An 18,533-nucleotide genomic window follows, 5' to 3' on the forward strand; every position below is an offset into this window, starting at 1 on the left:
TCACCTGCCGGTTATCGGGCCCCCAACATCTGGGTTCCCGCTTCGGGGTTGGTGAGCGAGGTAGAGCCCGAAGCCTGCATCGTCATTTCCCCGAGCGCCCCGCGGCCGGGCCGGGATCGGCGCGAGAATCGATGTCGCGCGCAGCGTCGACCCTGGCCGTCGCGCGGCGGCCGGCGCGGCGACGCCCCCTCGCAATTGACCTGCTCGCGCACCCGCCTGCCCGGGGAGCGGCGCCATCGGTCGACCTCCTCGCGCGTTCGCGCCCGCCCGCCTCGCCCGGGCACGCGTCTGCTCGGACAGCCGGGCAGCCGTCCTGGCGCCGAGGACCTGCGCGCCGGGCCCGCGTCACGCCGGCGGGAACCATCCCGCGAGCGCGGCTGTCGCAATCGACCATGCCCCCTTCCGTCGCCCGGTTCTTCGTCCTCGCCTGCGCCATCACCTGGCCCTTTCAGCTCCCGTTCGTGCTGCAGCAGTGGGGCGCGCCCATTCCGGTCGACGTCGCGACGGCGCCGCTCGTGCTCGGCGCCATCGGACCCTCGGTGGCCGCGGCGGTGTGCGCCTGGAAGGAAGGCGGCCGCGGCGGGCTTTCGGGGCTCCTCTCGCCGCGCCGCGCCCCCTCCGGCTGGGCCTGGGCGCCGCTCGCGCTGTGCATGCCGGCGATGCTGCACCTCGCCGGCCTGGCGCTGCTGGCGCTCGCGGGCGGGAGCATGCCCGCGACGCTCCTCTACGCCCCCGTCACCCCGGAGCAGCGCGGCATCGCCTTTCTCGCGCCGCTCGGCGAGGAGCTCGGCTTTCGCGGATACGCGCTCCGGCGCCTCCTTCTGGCGCGCGGGCCCGTCCCCGCCAGCCTCCTCGTCGGCGCCGGGTGGACCCTCTGGCATCTCCCCACGATGTGCCTGCCGGGCGTCCCGTGGTGGTCGTGGGTGCTCGGCCCGCTGTTCATCACGTCGCTCAGCGTGCTGATGACGGCGCTGCACATCCGGTCTGGCGGCAGCGTGCTGGTGGCGATCGCGGCGCACCTCGGCATCCACCTCGACAACGTCTCCCGCGCGCACCTGTCCGGCGACGGCGCCGCGCCGCTCCTCGTCACGACGATCGTCGCGGTCGCGGCCGCCGCGATCGCGGCGCGGCGCATGCGGGCGTGGGAGCCGGCCGCCGCCGTCACGGCCGCCGCGGGCGCTGCCTGAGCGTCGCCGCCGCGAGCGCGGCGATCGGCGAGACGAGGCCGCGGCGCGGCGCACCGCGCCGCCTTTCGCTGCGCCGCCGATGAGCGTAAGCTCCGCGCGATGTCCGGACGAGCGACGCTTCGGCCCTGCTCCGACCTCCTGGCCGAGATCACTTCATGGGAGCTCCCGGGCCCGATCGCCCGCCTCGCGGCGCCGGGCCCCGGTCCGCGCTGACGCGATGGATATCGAGGCCCTGAAGCGCGAGATCGAGCGGCTCCGCGTCGTTGCCTCCCGCGATCGCGGGTGGCTCAACGCGGTGCTCGAGCACAGCCCGCACGGCGTCATCCTCTGCGACGCGTCCGGGAAGCTCATCCTGCACAACCGGGCGGCGGAGCGCATCTGGGCCGGCAGCGCCTCGACCGAGTCGATGCGCGACTGGACGCTCTATCGCGCCTTCCACCACGACGGCCGCCCGTACGAGGCCGCGGACTGGGCGATGGCGCGCGCGATGGCCCAGCGGCAGGTCATCGAGAGCGAGGAGACCCCGATCCAGCGCTTCGACGGGACGCGCGCCATGGTCCTCGGGAGCGCCGCGCCCATCCTCGGGCCCGACGGCGAGATCGAGGGCGGGATCTCGGTGTTCGCCGACATCTCGCACCTCAAGCAGGTCGAGGCGGAGCGCGTGGAGCTCGCGGCGCAGCTCGAGAAGCGCGTCGAGGAGCTCCATCGCAGCGCGCAGCTCACGCAGGCGCTGCTCGCGGTCAGCGCGGCGCTGAGCGGCGCGGTGACGCTCGACGAGATGGCCACGGCCGTCGTCCGCGACATCCACCGCGTGATCGGGGCGTCGACGACGATGATGTACACGGCGGACGAGGCGGCCGGGGTCGCGACGCTCGTCGGCCACAGCGGGCTGGAGGAGCAGCGCACGAGCCGTTACGCGACCGTGCGCCTCGACGCCCGACTGCCGCTCTCCGAGGCGCTCCGGGAGCGCCGCCCGTGCTGGGTGGCGACGATGCAGGACTTGCATGATGCGTATCCGGAGCTCGCGGCGCTCAGGCCGGCGCGCGACGACATCCAGGCGCTCGCCGTCCTGCCGATCGTCGCCCACGGCACGCTGCTCGGCGGGCTCTCGTTCTCGTTCGCGCGGGAGCGGTCGTGGAGCGCCGAAGATCGCGAGTTCTTGCTCAGCGTGGCGGCGCAGTGCGCGTCGGCGCTGGACAGGGCGCGCCTGCTCGAGCAGGAGCGCAGCGCCCGGGCGCGCGCGGAGACGCTCGCGGCCGAGCTCGCGCGGCAGCAGGCGACGCTGCGCCTCCTGAGCGAGGCGGGCGCCGTGCTCTCCAACTCGCTCGACTACGCGTCGCGGCTCGCGCACCTGACGCACCTGGCGGTCCCCACGCTGGCGGACTGGTGCGCGGTCGACATGGTGAACGGCGACACCATCGAGCGCGTGGCCGTTCACCACATGGATCCGGCGAAGCTCGAGCTGTCCGAGCGCCTGCGGGCGATGTCGCCGCCCCGGCTCGACGCCCCGACGGGCGTGCCCGCGGTCATCCGCACCGGCCGCCCCGAGTGGGTGCTGGACATCCCGGACGCGGTCCTCGAGGCCGCCGCGATGGACCCCGAACACCTGCGCCTGATCCGGTCGCTCGGGCTGAGGTCCTACGTCGTCGTCCCGCTCCGGGGGCGCGAGCGGACCATCGGCGCGCTCACGCTCGTCCACGCGGAGTCGGGCCGCCGCTTCAGCGAGGCGGACGTCGCGCTCGCCGAGGAGCTCGCGAACCGCGTGGCGCTGCTGATCGACAACGCGCGGCTGTTCCAGCAGGTCGACGCGTCGCGCGAGCGCCTCGCGGGCCTGTTCAACCAGGCGCCCGCCGGCATCTGCATCATGCGCGGCCCCGGGCACGTCTTCGAGCTGGTGAACCCGGCGTACGCGGACATCCTCGGCGGTCGCGAGGTGATGGGCAGGCCCATCCGCGAGGCGCTGCCCGAGCTGCAGGGCCAGGGCATCTTCGAGCTCCTGGATGCGGTCTACCGGAGCGGGCAGCCCTACGTCGGCACGTCCGTGCCCCTCCGCCTCCGGCGCGGCGCCGCCGGCCCGGAGGAGGAGCGGTTCTTCAACTTCGTGTACCAGGCGATGCGCGCGCCCGACGGCAGCACCGAGGGCGTGATGGCGTTCGCCTTCGAGGTGACCGATCAGGTGCAGGCGCGCCGCCACGTCGAGCAGCTCGCGATCGAGCTCGCCACGAGCGAGGCGCGCCTGCGCACGCTGGTGCAGGCGACGACGGCCATCGTGTGGACGGCCACGGACAAGGGAGAGGTCGTCGAGATCTCGCCGAGCTGGCTCGAGTTCACCGGCCAGACGGAGGCCGAGTACCTGAACGGCGGCTTCCTGGAGGCGATCCACCCCGACGATCGGGGGGCGGTGATGCGGGCCTGGGCGGACGCCGTGGCGCGCGGGGCCATGTACGAGGCCGAGTACAGGCTCCGCCGCAGGAACGGCACGTACGCCGTCACCGCGGCGCGCGCGGTGCCCGTCCGCGCGACGGACGGCAGCGTCCGCGAGTACGTGGGCTGCAACATCGATATCAGCCAGCAACGCGAGGCCGAGCGGCTCACGCGGGAGCACGCCGAGGTGCTCGAGACGCTCCACGAGGTCGGGCAGGCGCTTTCGGCGGAGCTCGAGCTCGACGCGCTCGTCCAGTCGGTCACCGACGCCGGGACGAAGCTCTCCGGCGCGGCGTTCGGCGCGTTCTTCTACAACGTGAACGACCCGCAGGGCGGCAGTTACATGCTCTATTCGCTCTCGGGGGTGCCGAGAGAGGAGTTCTCGCGCTTCCCGATGCCGCGGAACACGGCGGTGTTCGCGCCGACGTTCAGCGGCGAGGGCGTGATTCGCCTCGACGACGTGACCAGGGATCCGCGCTATGGCAAGAACACTCCGTACCAGGGTACGCCGGAAGGCCACCTCCCGGTCGCGAGCTACATGGCCGTTCCGGTCGTCTCCCGGAGCGGCAAGGTCATCGGCGGCATGTTCTTCGGCCACCCGGAGCCGGGGGTGTTCACCGAGCGCTCCGAGCGCATCGCGGTAGGCCTCGCCGCGCAGGCCGCGGTGGCGATGGACAACGCCCGGCTGTTCCGGGAGGCGCAGGTGCTCATCCGGGCGCTGGAGCGGACCAACGCCGAGCTCGACCAGTTCGCGTACGTGACGAGCCACGACCTGAAGGCGCCGCTCCGCGGCATCGCGAGCCTGGCCCAGTGGATCGAGGAGGACCTGTCGGACAAGCTCACCGCCGACACGCGCCACCAGATGGAGCTGCTGCGCGGGCGCGTGCAGCGCATGGAGGCGCTGATCGAGGGGATCCTGGCCTACTCGCGCGCGACGAGGTTCCGCGAGAAGCCGGAGAGCGTGAACATCGAGAAGCTCGCGAAGGATGCCGTCGAGCTCATCGCGCCGAAGCCGCCTGCGCAGGTCACGCTCGACGTGCCGCCCGCCATCCTGCGGACGTACAAGGTGCCGCTCCAGCAGGTGCTGATGAACCTGATCACGAACGCGCTGAAGCACGCGGGTCGCGAGGACGCGCGGGTGTCCGTCGTCGCCCGCGAGGAGGGCGACAGGGTCGAGTTCTCGGTGTCGGACAACGGTCCTGGCATCGCGCCCGCGTTCCACGAGAAGGTGTGGGGGATGTTCCAGACGCTGCAGGCGCGGGACAAGGTGGAGAGCACCGGGATCGGGCTCGCCATCGTGCGCAAGATCGTGGAGAGCCGCGGCGGGCGGGCGTGGGTGGAGTCGGACGGCAAGAGCGGCGCGACGTTCCGGTTCACGTGGCCGAAGCGGGAAGGGGCGCAGGGGGCGGCTTGAGGCGTCGGGGGGCGCGGGGAGCCGCCGCGAGCGCCTGGCTCGCCAGCGCTCATGACGCGGGTCTCGGCATCAGAGCGCGGCTCTTCCGATCTGCTGGATGGTCGCCTGCTCCCGCAGCCGGTCTTGCTGCTCTGGCGCCGACTGGAGCAGCTCGTTCAGCTTGCTGGAGATGACGTAGATCTTCCCGTCCCGGAGCACGCCTGTCGTCGGATAGACGTCGCCGAGCTGCTGAACCGCGCGCAGCTCCGCGGTGACCCAGCCGTCCTCGCTCGACAGCGAGAACGCGGCGTTCGACGCGACGCCGGCTGCCTGGTTCGCGATGAGCACCAGGTCCTTCTTCCCCACCAGGATCAACCCGTCGCCGCCCACAAACGTCCTGGCGATGTCGACCCGCGAGAACCGAGAAGGGCTCGCGAGGGGCACCTTGAACAAGCTGCCATCGCTCTTCTTGACGACCAGCAGGTAGCCATCGGGGTGAACGACCACCCCGTTCAGGTTGATCCCGTCACCGGCGAATCGATCGTCTTGCAGGAACACGGCCGCGTTTCCCTGCGGATCGACCTTGTAGATGGCGGGAGAAAAGCTGTCGGTGACGTAAGCGTTGCCGGCCGAGTCCAGGGCGATGCCGTTCAGCAGGTGATCGCCCGGGGACAGGGGCGCGAGGTCCACGTAGTGGAGGGCCGCGCCCGTCGCGAGGTCGTAGAGGCCCACGGCAGCCAGGTGCCTGGGGCCCTGGGCAGACGGCTTGACGCTCGCGCCGAGGTCGGAGTTCACCGCCCAGAGCCGGCCCCGCTCGGCGTCCACGGCGATGCCGAGCACCGAGCAGAGACGCTCGTCGTCGACGACGAGCGAGACGCCGCCCTCACCGTCGACCTCGTAGATCGCGCCTTCCCTGAACGAGCTCACCAGGAATCTGTCGCTCCTGCTGTCGTACTCGATGGTCTCCGGATACAGCGCCGGCCTGCGGACGGTCAGGGACTCGCCCTGGCGCTCGAGCGTGACGACCTCTGCGCGCGCGCAGCCCACGGACGTCGGCCCGATCATCGCAGCTGCGCACAGCGCGCCGATGCCCGCCAGGGCGGTCGCTCCGGCCCGCGGCCCGTTCGCTCTGGTGTGTCGCGCGCTCGCTAGCCTGTTCATGAACGACATCTCTGCTCCTGTTCTGGGTGGATTCGCCCTGCGGGCGACGCGCGCTATCGAGGCGCGCTGCTGGAGGCGCCCCGGCGCCTCTCCCACGCTGCCGATTCGTCGACGAAGCGCTCCTCGGTCCATGCCTTCGCGGCGCGCGCGTGCCTCAGCTCCTGGCGCAGCTCGAGCACCAGCACCGAGGCTGGTGTGTCCTCCTGGTGCGCGCCGGGCAGGCTCAGCGCGTCTTCGAGCCGTGTCTCGAGCTCTTGCTCACGCCGCGCGAGCTCGGCCACCTGTTCACTCATCGCCGCTGCGTCGGGGGGCGATGCTGCCGTCGCGTCGGGCGCAGCATCGGGGCTCCGCGCCATCGCGGCGCCCGCGTCGGCTGCGGGCTGCGACGGCCGTGCTCGCGCCACCTGGACGCTCAGGCCAGCCGCGGCGATCCCGGACGCCGCGAGGCCGGCGATCGCCCACCGCCGTCCCCGCGGGCTCGCCCGGAGCTCCGCTCGACGCGACGCGTCCACGAGGCGCCTCACGCGCGGGAGGAGCGCGCTCGTCGAGCGTGCCATCGTCGGGACCATCGCTCGCCGGGGGGTGAGCCGCGCGCCTTCGGCCACCTGGACCAGCGCGCGCGCCAGGCCCCGAGGATCGCCCGTGAGCTCGACGGCCCGATCGTCGCAGGCCAGCTCGGCGGTCTGACGAAAGCGAGACGAGACCCAGCGGGTGACCGGCTGCACCCACAGGACCGACTGCACGAGGCCGACGACAGGAAACCAGAGTCCATCGCGACGCTCGATATGGGCGAGCTCGTGAGCGAACACGGCGTCGACCTCTGCGTCGGTGAGGGCGGAGAGCTTCGCCTGCGGGATGCACACCTCGGAGGCCCCGATGACCAGGGGGCTGCCCACGCTGGCGCTCTCCGTCAGCGCGACCCGACGCAGCCCGATCCGGCTGCGCATCCGCTCCAGGCGCTGGAGCAACCGCGCGTCGTGCACCTCTGTGCGACCGCGAAGGCTGCGCCACAGCAGCAGCGCCGAGCCGGCGAACCGCAGCGCCCCCAGCGCCGCCGCCCCGGCTCCGCACGCGGTGAGCAAGGTCCACCACAGGCTCGCCCGCACGCCGGACGCCGGTACCTCGGCGCCAGCGCTCGCGCGGTTCGACGGCCCGCCTCGCGGCGCCGCGACAGGGGCCGCGGGCTCGGGCGCGTCACCGAATGACAGAACGGAGAGCTCCTGGAAATACGACGGCTCCCCGGGCGCGCGCTCGGGTCCCCATGGCGCCGTTGCCCCGAGCAACGTGGTCGCGAGCGGGCCGAACAGCGCCATCTTCCAGAGCAGATGGCGCGTCGAGGACGAGAGGGATATCCGGCGAGCCAGCAGCGCCGCCGCCCCGGCCCACACCACGGCGTGGAGCGAGCAGGTGAGCAGCAGCGCGAGAAGGGAGGACGCCATGCCGGGCTCGCTGCCCGGCCCTATCAGCAGGTGGAGCGCCACGATCAGGCCCCTTTCTCCTCGAGCAGCCGCCGCATCTCCTCGATCTCTTCGGGGCTGAGCTGCTCCGACTCCAGGAGCTGCGCCGCGACGGCGGAGACCTTGCCGCCAAAGAAGGAAGACACCACGCGGTGGAGCACACCCCTGGCGGCCTCCTTCTGGCTCACCAGCGCGCGGTACACGAGCTGCCTGCCGCGCCGGCGATGCTCGACCCAGCCCTGCTTGCTGAGCCGCTGCAGCAAGGTCGCCACCGTCGTGGGCGCGAGCGCCCTCCCGTCCTTCGTCATCGCCGAGAGGACGTCGCTGACGGTGCCTTCACCGATCTCCCAGAGCGCCTTCATCACCGCGAGCTGCAGATCCGTCAGAGTTCCCGTTCCCACGACTACAAGTGTCGTTCAACGGCCACAGGCTGTCAACTACAAATGTAGTCGTGCGGGCTCCCGCGGGGCGCTCCACGAGAACCTGTACGTTTCCGTCAGCGCTGTCGGTTGCCCGGGGCGTACGCGTGGCGTCGTGCAGGCGCTGCGGCGAGCGTTGCTCGTCCGCGCGGGGCCGCGCAGCGAGCGCGGTCGGCGCGTGGCGGGGCTCCGGTCCTCGTATCAGGACCGCGGATCGCGGCGGCGCGCCGTCGCTGCGCTCAGTTCGAGGGCTTCGGCATCGTGAGCACCATCGCTTCCTCGTCCCCCTCGAGGTTGTTGACGTTCCAGTAGATCGACCCGCAGTCGACGCCGATCTCGAAGAAGTACGGCTGCCCCGTCGCGAGGGTGATCGGGTTGCCCATGCCGATGCGCGCCCTCCGCACCTCGCCTTGACCCTCGCTGTTCGTGTAAACGGTCCAGTAGACGAACTCGTCGTCCACCGCGATCGACTTGGAGATGGCCCGACTGTCGACCGTGTACGTGAAGGGCGGGGCGTCGAGCGGGGCGTCCGTCGCCTTGGACTGGACCGCGCCGTTGTCTTCCGTCACCCAGTAGACGACCCCGTTGGCGAGGAGGACCTCGGTCGGTCCGCCGTTCGTCTCTGCGAACACCTCGGCGGTGGTGCCGAGCGGGTCTGTCGTCGTGCGCAGGATCTGGCGCCCGAGGATGTCCGACCAGTAGACGTGCGTCGCGTCGACGGCGATGCCGATCGGGGTGCCGCCGGAGGCGACCTGCTCGGCGAACCTCTGGCTGCCGTCGGCCTTGGCCCGCCAGACGGCTTGAGGCACCTGGGTCACCCAGTAGACGCTGTCACCGAACGAGGCGATCCGGCCGTAGGCGGGGTTTACCGCCCCCTCCTCCGGCGGGGGGACCTCCGCGATCTGGATCGGGCTCGTGCTCGGCGGATCGATGGAGATCCCGAGCACGTCCCCGTTGCTCCAGTTGAGCCACGAGAGCTGTCCCCCCGAGTAGGTGACCCAGGACGCGTCCCCGAACCCGAGGGTGCCGGGGAGCGTGCGCGCCGCCCCGCCGTCCTTCGGGATGGTGGCGATGGCCTCGCCGTTCGCCATGAGCACGGCGTCCTCGGTGACGACCATGCCCTTCGGGTTCATCCCGAACCCTGCTGCCATCTGCGTCACCGGGCACTGGCCCGCGGTGCAGCGCGACGGGGCACACGAGGGGGGGCCGCCGCCCGCGCCGCCCGCGCCGCCCGCGCCGCCCTCACCGCCGGGGCCGCCGGAGCCCGACGTCACCATGGTCGAGCCTCCGTCGCCCGACGCCGTGCTCGCCGTCGTCGAGGACGGGGAGGTGGTCGCCTCGGTGCCAGGCTCGATGCCGAAGATGAGATTGCATCCGGTGCCCGCCGTCGCGAGCGCGATCAGGGCGCAGGGCAAAGCGAACTTGCTGTACATGAGGGAGTGTATAGAACGCGCGCGCAGCGCCGGCTACGATGGGCCCAGACCTTTTCGTGGAGGTGATATGCAAGCTGGATCCGAGCGCGTCCGGAGCGGCGGATGCTCCTGCGGCGCGGTGCGCTTTCGCCTTCGGGGCGAGCCGATCCGCGTGGGGCTGTGCCACTGCGCGGACTGCAGGAAGGTGACGGGCAGCGTCTTCCTGGCGTTCGCGATATGGCCGTGGGCGAGCTTCGAGTTCACGGGCGAGACGAGGTGCTGGGAAGGGCGCAGCTTCTGCCCGACGTGCGGATCACGGCTGTTCTCGCTGCGCGAAGAGGAGGGTGAGGCCGAGATCAAGCTGGGATGTCTGGACGAGGCGCCCATGGATCTCGCGCCGACCTACGAGCTCTGGATCAAGCGCCGCGAGCGCTGGCTGCCCGCCCTCGCGGGCACGGCGCAGCACGTGGAAGACCCGCCGTGGGTGACCGGCGGAGCGAGCGCGCCAGCGAATCCCGTCGATCCCGGGTGACTGGCACCCGCGCCGCGCGCGCCCGCGCCCCCCTGGACGCGCCGCCCGCGCTCACGCCAGCCTGCGGAGCTGCTCCAGCCGCCGCCGTTGATCGATGTCGCGCCGCTTGATCTTGCCGGTCCTGAGCTCCTCGTAGGGCCCGCACACCGGCCGGTAATCGCACTGCGCGCACGCGCCCTCGGCGGGCATCGGCAGGAGCGCCGCCCTGTCGATCGCGTCGCCGATGATCCCCGACACCTGCGCGGCCGCCTCGCGCGCCCGCGCGTCCAGGTAGATCGGCACCTCCGTGAACCCGCCGGCGGAGGTGCAGTAATAGAGCCGCCCCGACTCGACCTGCGTCCCGGGGGGCATCAGCTTCTCCAGCGCGAGCGCGTAGAGCACCGGCTGGAGCGTCCCGCCGCCGCTCACGACCGCGTCGCGCGGCGCCCGGGCCTTGCCCGTCTTGTAGTCGGTCGCGCGCATCGCGCCCCACACGCTCCGCTCGACGAGGTCGATCGACCCGCGGAGCCGCACGCCGCAGTCGAGCTCCACCGGCTGGTCCGAGCTCCCCGGGTCGCGGGTCGCGAGGCGGCGCGGCAGCCCGAACGACAGCTCGAAGTGGATCGGCTCCCAGTCGCGGTCCTCCGCGGCGCGCCGCAGCCACTCCCGGAGATCGGCCCGCACCGACGCGATGCCGTCGTCCCACACGCGCTGGATCGCCGGCGCGAGCTCGTCCGCGTAGCGCGCGGCCACGCGGTCGAGCGTACGGTCGAGCTCGGCCCGCGCGTCGTCGAGCGAAGGCGCGCTCACCGGCAGCTTGCCCGCGTCGCGCAGGGCGACGAGCACCTCGTAGAGCACGTCGTGCACGAGCCGGCCGCGCTGGAGCGGGTCGAGCTCCTCGATCGCCTCCGGGGCCGGGCGCGGCGCGAGCTTGTGCACGGCGTAGAGGAAGAACCGGTAGGGGCACGCGGCGAAGTGCTGGAGCGCTGTCGGGGAGAACGAGCGGCGCGCGAACGCGTGCTTCGCGAGCGCCTCGCGCGCCTCCGCGACAGGCTTGTACAGCCCGTCGGCGCTCGTCCAGGCCGGGATCCAGCGCCGCGCCCGGAAGCGGAGCGCCCGCGCCAGGTGCGGGTTCGCGCCGAGCAGGTAGCGCGCGGTGCCGATGGTCTGCTCCTCCGGCAGGCTGAAGAGCGTCTCCAGGAGCGCGAGGTCGTGCTCGGCCGCGTCGATGGCGTCCTCGGGCCGCGCGGGCGCGGGCCAGCCGATACGCGCGGCGCCGCCCTGCTCGGCGCGGCGCTCGAGCTCGCCGAAGCCGGGCAGCCGGCCCTCGGCGGCGCGCAGGAGCTCGAGCCCGTAGAACGACGGCACCCGCGGCCGCGACTGGTCCATGTCGACGCGCGGGTACGACACGACGAGCTTGCGCCGGGCCGCGCCGACCGCGAGCCGGAGCGCGAGGCGCTCGCGCGCCACGCGGTCGTCGCTCGTGTCGAGTCCCGAGGCGCCCCCGGCGACCGCCCGGCGGAGCGCGTCGCGGAGGATCGGGTCCTCGGTGACCTTCTGCGGGAAGATCCGCTCGGCGAGGCCGGGCACGAAGACCACGTCGAACGAGCGCCCGCGGGCGGCCTCGATGGGCGCCACGAACAGGCGCCCGTCGCGGCGGGCGGCCGGGGGCAGCACGAGATCGGTGAGGCGGTGCGCGAGGCAGAGGCGCACCTCGCCGAGGTCCACCGGGCCGACGTCGGCCATCGGCGCGAGCTCCGCGAGGACGGCGAGCACCCGCTCGGGCCGCCGGAGCGCGCGCGTCGCGAGCGCGGAGAGCCGGTCGCGCCACGCGCCCCAGGTCATGCGCTCGCCCGGGCTCGGCAGCGCCGCGAGCAGCGGCAGCGCGAAGTCGCGGAGCGCCGCGAGGTCCGCGAGCGTCCGCGAGACGCGCGCGGTGTCGCGCTCTTCGGACGCGCGCGCGAGCTCGAGCCGGAGCTCCCGCTCGAACCCCGAGAGCCGCGCCTTCCACCGATCGAGCCCGCCGATCACCGCCGCGTCGACGAGGATCCGCTCCCAGCGCCGCGGGGCGCGCAGGGTGCCGTCCTGCACCGGCGCGTCGGGGTCTGCGCCCCGCGGCGCCGGCGCCCCCGCAGGGGTGGCCAGCGCGCCCGCAGCGGTGGCCAGCGCGCCCGCAGCGGTGGCCAGCGCGCCCGCAGGGGTGGCCAGCGCGCCCGCCGAGGAGGGCGCGTCCGCCGGTGCCTCGTCGTCGTCCGCCGGCGCCCCGTCGTCGAGCCCGCCGCGCAGCAGCTCGGGGAAGAGGTCGTCGTCCGGCGGCACCCAGCGGTCGGCCTCGGACGCGGCCGGCGGCGGCTCGCCCGCGGGGGTCGGGTCGGGCACCTGCCCGAGCGAGAGGTACTCGGCGAAGCGCGACGCCGAGAGGTGCTCGGCCGCGCACGCGAGCAGCGCGAGGAGCGCGCGCCCCGCGGGATCGGGCTGGACCGAGCCCTGCGCGAAGTACGCGGGGATCCCGGCCCGGCGCAGCGCCTCGACGAGGTGCGCGCGGTACTGATCGGGCGCGCGCAGGAGGATCGCCATCCGCTCGAACGGCACGCCGGCGCCGGCCTCGCGCAGCGCGATGCGCGCGATCTCCACGCACTCGCGGCTCTCTCCGGGCGCGGAGAGGATCTCGACCTCGTCGCCGAGCCCGGGGGCGTCGTCGGTGAGCGGGTCGAACAGGTGCTCCTGCAGGCGTGCCAGCGAGGTGCTGGGCGCGCCCGGCGGCTCGTAACCCGCGCCGTCGCCGTTGTCGTCGGCGGCGCCGTCGGCAGCGCCGTCGCCCGCGCCGGCGCCGTCGTGCGCGGCCGAGACCGCGGTCAGCGAGACGCGGCGCGGCGGCGACCGGAGCGCCGCCTCGAGGTGGCGCAGCGACGCGGCGTCGCCCGCGGGCACGGTGGCGAGCGCGTCGGGCGAGCGCGCGGCCACGGCCTCGAGGAGCTCGCGCTCGAGCGCGAACCGCACCGGCAGGTCGAGCAGGAGCATCGGCAGCCCGAGCAGCGGGTGCCTCACGCGCGGGTCGCCGCCGTCGTCGGCCCGCGCGCGCTCGGCCGCGAGGCGCAGGACGAGCGCGCGATCGGCGAGGCCCGCCTCGTCGAGGGCGGCGTCGAAGGCGCGGGCGATGCGGTCGAGGTCGGCCGGCGCGAGCGCGTCCGGCGCGACGCCGGCGAGCCGCGCCTCGTCGAGCGTCCGGGCCACGGCGCGCGGCAGCCCGGGCCGATCCGCGACGCGGGCGAAGCGCCCGAGCAGCCCGTCCTGGGCGAGCCCGTCGATCGCGCGCGCGCACAGGGCCTCGATCGCGAGCGGGCTGGCGGGGACGAGGCCGCGCGCGGCGAGCGCCGGCATCGCGAGCGCGGCCGCGAGGCGCCCCAGCGTGAGCCGGTGCCAGCCGAAGGTGGCGCGGTGGCCGCGGATCGACGCGCGGGCGAGCTCGCTCACGGCCTCGACCGAGGCGCCGACGAGGAGCACGCGATCGGCGGGGCGCCGGCGGCGCAGCCAGCCCACGGCCCGATCGAGGCGGGCGGCGGCGCTGGGTGAGGTGATGAGGGCGTGGGGCACGAGGTCGCGGAGGCGGAAGGGGCAGAGGCCGGAGGGGCCGGGGGAGGCCGCTGCACGGCGGTGCAGGCCGGCGGAGGGGGAGTGTGAAGCAGAACGGAGGGGGAGGAAACCCGCCGCCGCGCCGGGCGGGACGGCGCTGGCGCGGGGACGGTCGAGGCCGCCGGCATTGGACCACTCGAAGCTACCAGGCGGAGGCCCGCGAGCTGCTTGGCTTCAACGGTTACGCTGCGTACGCTAGCACGCGCGAGATCCCCGCCACCTCGTCGCTTGAGCATGCTCACGCAAGCTTCGCCCTGGTTCCGGCCGCACGGGCGCCGTGTTCTGGGTGCAATCCGTGCGGCTCGACGGACCGGGGCGCCGGCGGCCGAACGGCCGGAGTACGTGCTCATGCCGCAGCCTATCCATGGAGATGCGCTGACAGGACGCAGCAGGTCACGGCCTATCCACGGGAATACGGACGTGAGCCGCGGGGAGCTCCGCCCCATCCGTGGGAATACGGATCGCAGGCCGCGGTGGCTCGCGGCCTACATGCCGGGATGTGCAGACAGGCGGTGCGTCATAGATGATTGCGGCGTTGGGCGTGCAGGTGAGCGTGAATGCCACGCGAACTTCAGAGCGACGTGACGCAGGTGCGCGCAGCAATACACTGCGGGCGACTTGTGGTAGGCTGCGATGCATGGAAGAGGTGGTCGGCCGTGTTGATGACATAATGGCCCAGGCAGCCAAATCGTTGCAGGGAGCGTTCGGGATCTATTGGCCTACCTACGGGAATACGGGCGCGCACGAGCGAAACCTGTCTTTGCACGTCGCCTGCGCCTTCATAAATTCCGGGTTTGCTGTCTTCGGCGAGGTCCACACCGAGGGCCGAGCTGGACAGCGCTACGATGTGCTCGCATGCTCGCCGGATCGTAAGCTCTTCGTCGCCGCAGAGTTCAAGCTCCTCTGGAAGGACACTAAGGCTATTGAGATGAAGGCCGACATCGAGCGTCTGCGGGGATTCAAGCCTGTCGTCCGAACCGCAGCTGCTGCTGAAGGAGCGGCACGCATCGGGCTGGTCGGAGCGTTCTCCGAGGAGGACGACCGATACAAACAGCTGTGTGAGCGGGACGTCCTCGGGGGACGCGTGGCGATACGCGAGCTTCTTGAAGCACTCCCCAACCATGTTCGGTGGCGCACGAGGCCGCTTTGCAACCACGGCTGGCACCCTGACCGGCGCGGTCGCCTTCATCTCGTGTATGCAATCTTCCCGCTCGAGGATGATAACGTCTAGGCGGGTGCGCGGGCTTCTCGCAAGGCAGGAATGATCGGCGAATCTATAGCTCACCCAGGGAGGCTGCCTGGGCAGGGCGTACAGCTGCATGGGTCGCCGATACGCCCAAGTACGGCTGGCCGACGATCACTGCCATCGCCGGAGCATGTCGCGCGACAGGCTCAAAAGACGTAATGGCAATGGCGGAACGCTTCTTCTCGGCCGAGCTACGAAGCCGATGAAACTTGAGAGACCCGTCGAACCAGCCTTCGCTGCCGGCGGTCGCTACGCACCCGCGACAGAACGGCAGGACATTGGATAAGGCGGGAGCTGTGTCAAGGAGCGCCAGGCAGGAGAGAAGGCGCCGCCTGGCACGGGCGCGGCGCATCGTGCCGGTCACGCACGCGGAGGTTCGGCCGGGCTGGACGACTTGACGGCCCGGCCCGAGTGCGAGCAAATGCCCGGAGGTGTCCCGCCCGCCGCCTTGAGGAGCCAGCCGTGGTCTGGAGAGTCGAGAAAACCGAGGTTCGCGCGGAGCAGGTGGACCGCCTGACGAAGGAGGTCCAGGAGGGACGCAGGGTGGTCGTGACCGGCCCGGACGGGCGCGGGAAGACCGACGTCCTCCTGGACGTGACGAGGCGCCTCGGCGAGCAGGCCCTGCTCGTCAGGGTGCCGTCTGGGCTCGACCAGGTCGAGGCCGTCGTCATCCAGGCGGCGACCGGCCTGGGAGACCAGGCGCTGCGCGAGGTCGACGCCGCGCTGCACGATCACGTGGACCGGCTCGATCCGGCGCTGAACGTGCTTCACCGGCACTCCCGAGGGCGGTTGCTCGTCGTCGACGACATCGACTGCCTGGCGCCGAGCGCTGGAGACATGGACCTCGACGGGGTCGTCAGGGAGCGCCGCGAGGCCCTCGACGCCTGGCTCGTCGAGCGCGCCTCCCTCTGTTCGAGCGAGGCCGGCTTCGATCGGCTGGGCCTTCGGACCTTGGCGCTCCCGCCGCCCGAGGCCCCGCCCCTCCGGCTCGTGAACGACGTCGAGCACGACGTCATGCCCGTCTGGAAGAGCGTCGGAGGGGATCTCGGTCGCTTCCGCCTGGCGATGGCCCTGGCGCAGATCGAACAATCGCCGCCCGACGCTCGGCTCGGTCGCGAGGACCGACTCCTCGAAGCCATCTGGGCGGCCTTGCCCGGCTCGCAGCGCGAGGTACTCGGGCTCCTCGCAATCCATGGCCGTCCGCTGCCGGACGAAGTCTGGCAGGCCCTCCCTTCCCCGCTCTCCCCGTCGGTGATCTCCCAGGTCCGCTCCCTGACGGCAATCATCGGCAGTGACGGACGCTCTCTCTGGATCGAGGGGCCGGCGCGGCGCTTCGCAGAGGCGCGCCTCTCTCCCGAGGAGCGGGTCCACGCCCACCTCTGCCTCGCCGCCGCGTTCGCCGGCGAGCTGCGGGGCGACGAGCCCAATGGTTGGTCGAAGGCCGCGTCCTTCATCGAAGCCGAGCGGCACTACGCTGCCGCTGGGCAGCCCGACCGAGCCCTCGTCTTCGCACGCTACGGCGTGGCGCTCCTGCTCGACCTCGCCCGCCAGCGCTCCCGCATGGGCCGCTTCCAGCAAAGCGAATATGGTGCCGCCGCGGCCATCTACGAGAGCATCCTCAACCTGCCCGAGCACCGGATCGGTCCCCGGGCGTGGGCCTATGCCAAGCACTACCTCCACTATAACCGCTACAAGGCCAAACCGGCCCTGGTGGAGCCCGTCTCCAAGACGGAGGTGGGGTATCGCGCCTCCGTCGAGCGGTGGCCCGAAAACGCGCTCTTCTGGTCCCGGCTCGCGCTCACGCAGTTCCTCCAGGGGGAGCGCGGCCGCGCCCTGTCGACCCTGAAAGAGGCGAGGGAGAAGGTGCCGGCGCACAGGCGCAAGGAGTGGTACCTCCGCTGCCGCACCGTGCAGCACCTCTTGCGATTCGACCCGCCGCACGTCGTCGACGCGCTCCACGTCTGGGAGCACTACGAAGCGAGGGACCACAGCGAGGAGGAGGCCGAGGAGGAGCTCTATGACGCTCTCTCCCGGGGATTCGTCGCCGCCCTGCTGGAAGCGCCGGACGTCCCTGTCGTGCACCTCCATCGCGAGATCAAGGTCACCATTGCCCGTACAGGCAAGGGATTTTCTTGCACGCTGGAGGAGCTCTACGTCTCCGCCCGCGCCGATACCCCCCTCGCCGCCCTCGCCGCCGCCGTCAGGAAGCTGCGCGAGGAGACCGATCGCTTCCGTCGCGCGCTGACCCATACGCTGGATCCCGCCGCCCGCGCCCAGAAGCAACGCCTCCTTGGCAGCGTCGACATCGTGGCCTCGCGGCTCCTCGGAGAGGTCCCGGAGACCACCTGGATTCTCGGGAAAGTCATCGCCGATCAGGACGGATCGATGATCGTCCGCGAGGTGGGATCGAGCGCCCGCACCTTCGCGCTCGGCGTTGCTGACGCCCTCGATCCGTCGCTCGTGCCCGACACCCATCCCCGGCTCGTCTGTGTCCGCACGGGCCCCGCCGGCGAGCCCGTCGGCCCCGTCGTCGAGCTCGACAAGCCGCTGGGTCGCGATCCGGACCGGCTCTGGGCCGAGTGGCGCAAGCGACTCGGCGAGGCCGAGCCTTCTCATGAGTAGCTCGCTCGGCGTCTACTTCCTGGACGTCGGACAGGGCGACTGCTCGTTCGTCGTGCCCCCGGGCGGCGGCAGCGCTGTCCTCTTCGACTGCAACGACGCCCATGTCGCGGAGCGCTTCGTCGTCGATCACGGCATCACCCACCTCTCCGCAGCCGTTGTCTCCCACCTCGACATCGATCACATCCGCGGCGTTCTCCCCTTCCTGGAAGGGTTTTTGGCCCGCGGGGGCAAGGTCGATGAGCTCTACATCGGCATGGACGGCGACCCGGACGAACGACTGAAGGAGACGTGCACGGCCCTCCTCGACAAGGCGTTCGCGTGGGAGAGAGACGATAAGCTCGTGCTCTGCTCGCCCACCCGCGAATCGAAGCCCAAGATCGTATGCAGCGGCGCCGGCTGGAGCGTGGACGTGGTGCTCCCGTACTATGGGAAGCAGCTCAAGGCGATCGTCGACGGCGAGCAGCCCAACGAGTGCTCCGCCGTGCTGCGCGTGACCTGCGGAGGGATCGCGGTTCTCATCGGGGGCGACGCGCCGCTCTCGTCCTGGTCGCGGCTGGACGATGGGCTGGTGAAGGCCAGAGTCGTCCGCACGCCCCATCACGGCGGCGAGATCCGCAGCGGAGATGACGATTTCAGCGACCTGTACGAGCGCGTGGAGGCCGAGCTCTCCGTCTTCTCGGTGGGGACGAACAACCGATGGGGCCATCCGTTCGAGGACCACGCCCGCGCAGCGCATCGCGCTGGATCGTGCCGCGTCCTCTGCACCCAGCTCACGCCGAGGTGCCACGAGCGGCCTGAAGAGCGCCTGGCGCAAGGCCTGGCGCGCACGGGAGAGGTGACCTACGCGTACCGTCATCACGTGAAGCGCTCTGCAGGCACGCTCGAGGTGCCCTGCGCGGGCTCGATCGCCTTGACCCTCGACGGCGCCGGAGGCTACTCCGTCGCGCCGGCCCGCTACGGCTGGCACGACGCCTTCGTCGCCAAGCTGGACCAGCCGCTGTGCCTGTAAGGTGCCCTGCTTCGAGGAGGACATGCTCCGCCTCGGTGCGGCCATCGAGAAGCCGCCCA

Annotated in this window: 11 protein-coding genes; 6 read left to right on the top strand and 5 right to left on the bottom strand. The window is 72.2% G+C overall.

Annotated features, from left to right (window positions below):
* Window positions 1–392: 392 nt before the first annotated feature.
* Both WME96_RS01410 and WME96_RS01415 read left to right on the top strand, forming a co-directional pair.
* Entirely contained in the window at window positions 393–1,187 is a 795-nt protein-coding gene (locus WME96_RS01410) for a CPBP family intramembrane glutamic endopeptidase (RefSeq protein WP_437288388.1), read from the top strand.
* Window positions 1,188–1,404: 217 nt separating this feature from the next.
* Window positions 1,405–5,025 (top strand): GAF domain-containing protein, encoded by a 3,621-nt coding sequence (locus WME96_RS01415; RefSeq protein WP_437288389.1) that lies wholly within the window; start codon window positions 1,405–1,407, stop codon window positions 5,023–5,025.
* Window positions 5,026–5,094: 69 nt separating this feature from the next.
* Here the strand turns inward: WME96_RS01415 and WME96_RS01420 are convergent, their stop codons facing one another.
* The 4 genes from WME96_RS01420 to WME96_RS01435 form a co-directional block, all read right to left on the bottom strand.
* Complete coding sequence (locus WME96_RS01420) at window positions 5,095–6,069, bottom strand: hypothetical protein (protein WP_437288390.1); 975 nt, start codon at window positions 6,067–6,069, stop codon at window positions 5,095–5,097.
* Between the two features lie 149 nt (window positions 6,070–6,218).
* Window positions 6,219–7,604 carry a M56 family metallopeptidase gene (locus WME96_RS01425; protein WP_437288391.1) on the bottom strand — a complete coding sequence of 462 codons (1,386 nt, stop codon included), beginning with the start codon at window positions 7,602–7,604 and terminating at the stop codon, window positions 6,219–6,221.
* Between the two features lie 44 nt (window positions 7,605–7,648).
* Window positions 7,649–8,023 (bottom strand): BlaI/MecI/CopY family transcriptional regulator, encoded by a 375-nt coding sequence (locus tag WME96_RS01430; RefSeq protein ID WP_437288392.1) that lies wholly within the window; start codon window positions 8,021–8,023, stop codon window positions 7,649–7,651.
* Between the two features lie 257 nt (window positions 8,024–8,280).
* Window positions 8,281–9,474: an ABC transporter permease gene (locus WME96_RS01435; RefSeq protein ID WP_437288393.1), complete on the bottom strand. Its 1,194-nt coding sequence runs from the start codon at window positions 9,472–9,474 to the stop codon at window positions 8,281–8,283.
* 67 nt (window positions 9,475–9,541) lie between these two features.
* Here WME96_RS01435 and WME96_RS01440 point away from each other — a divergent pair, with 67 nt between their 5' ends.
* Window positions 9,542–9,985: a GFA family protein gene (locus WME96_RS01440; protein WP_437288394.1), complete on the top strand. Its 444-nt coding sequence runs from the start codon at window positions 9,542–9,544 to the stop codon at window positions 9,983–9,985.
* Between the two features lie 51 nt (window positions 9,986–10,036).
* On the opposite strand, the gene WME96_RS01445 is transcribed toward WME96_RS01440, so the two are convergent.
* Window positions 10,037–13,558 carry a PD-(D/E)XK nuclease family protein gene (locus WME96_RS01445; RefSeq protein WP_437288395.1) on the bottom strand — a complete coding sequence of 1,174 codons (3,522 nt, stop codon included), beginning with the start codon at window positions 13,556–13,558 and terminating at the stop codon, window positions 10,037–10,039.
* Window positions 13,559–14,234: 676 nt separating this feature from the next.
* On the opposite strand from WME96_RS01445, the gene WME96_RS01450 reads away from it, so the two are divergent.
* The 3 genes from WME96_RS01450 (at window position 14,235) to WME96_RS01460 (ending at window position 18,474) form a co-directional block, all read left to right on the top strand.
* On the top strand, window positions 14,235–14,828 hold the full coding sequence (locus WME96_RS01450; protein ID WP_437288396.1) for a hypothetical protein: 594 nt from the start codon (window positions 14,235–14,237) through the stop codon (window positions 14,826–14,828).
* Between the two features lie 477 nt (window positions 14,829–15,305).
* Window positions 15,306–17,465 (top strand): hypothetical protein, encoded by a 2,160-nt coding sequence (locus WME96_RS01455; RefSeq protein ID WP_437288397.1) that lies wholly within the window; start codon window positions 15,306–15,308, stop codon window positions 17,463–17,465.
* Window positions 17,458–18,474, top strand: a complete 1,017-nt coding sequence (locus WME96_RS01460) for a ComEC/Rec2 family competence protein (RefSeq protein ID WP_437288398.1) — start codon at window positions 17,458–17,460, stop codon at window positions 18,472–18,474. The genes WME96_RS01455 and WME96_RS01460 overlap by 8 nt, the downstream gene beginning before the upstream one ends.
* Window positions 18,475–18,533 lie beyond the last annotated feature (59 nt).

The sequence above is a fragment of the Sorangium sp. So ce406 genome (assembly GCF_051474675.1).
In the GTDB taxonomy this organism is placed as follows: Bacteria; Myxococcota_A; Polyangia; order Polyangiales; family Polyangiaceae; genus Sorangium; species Sorangium cellulosum_G.

Excerpts from the sequence above, each read along its gene's own strand:
- WME96_RS01410 (WP_437288388.1), top strand. The coding sequence starts at position 393 with ATGCCCCCTTCCGTCGCCCGGTTCTTCGTCCTCGCCTGCGCCATCACC.
- WME96_RS01415 (WP_437288389.1), top strand. The coding sequence starts at position 1,405 with ATGGATATCGAGGCCCTGAAGCGCGAGATCGAGCGGCTCCGCGTCGTT.
- WME96_RS01420 (WP_437288390.1), bottom strand. The coding sequence starts at position 6,069 with ATGATCGGGCCGACGTCCGTGGGCTGCGCGCGCGCAGAGGTCGTCACG.
- WME96_RS01425 (WP_437288391.1), bottom strand. The coding sequence starts at position 7,604 with ATGGCGTCCTCCCTTCTCGCGCTGCTGCTCACCTGCTCGCTCCACGCC.
- WME96_RS01435 (WP_437288393.1), bottom strand. The coding sequence starts at position 9,474 with ATGTACAGCAAGTTCGCTTTGCCCTGCGCCCTGATCGCGCTCGCGACG.
- WME96_RS01440 (WP_437288394.1), top strand. The coding sequence starts at position 9,542 with ATGCAAGCTGGATCCGAGCGCGTCCGGAGCGGCGGATGCTCCTGCGGC.
- WME96_RS01450 (WP_437288396.1), top strand. The coding sequence starts at position 14,235 with ATGGAAGAGGTGGTCGGCCGTGTTGATGACATAATGGCCCAGGCAGCC.
- WME96_RS01460 (WP_437288398.1), top strand. The coding sequence starts at position 17,458 with ATGAGTAGCTCGCTCGGCGTCTACTTCCTGGACGTCGGACAGGGCGAC.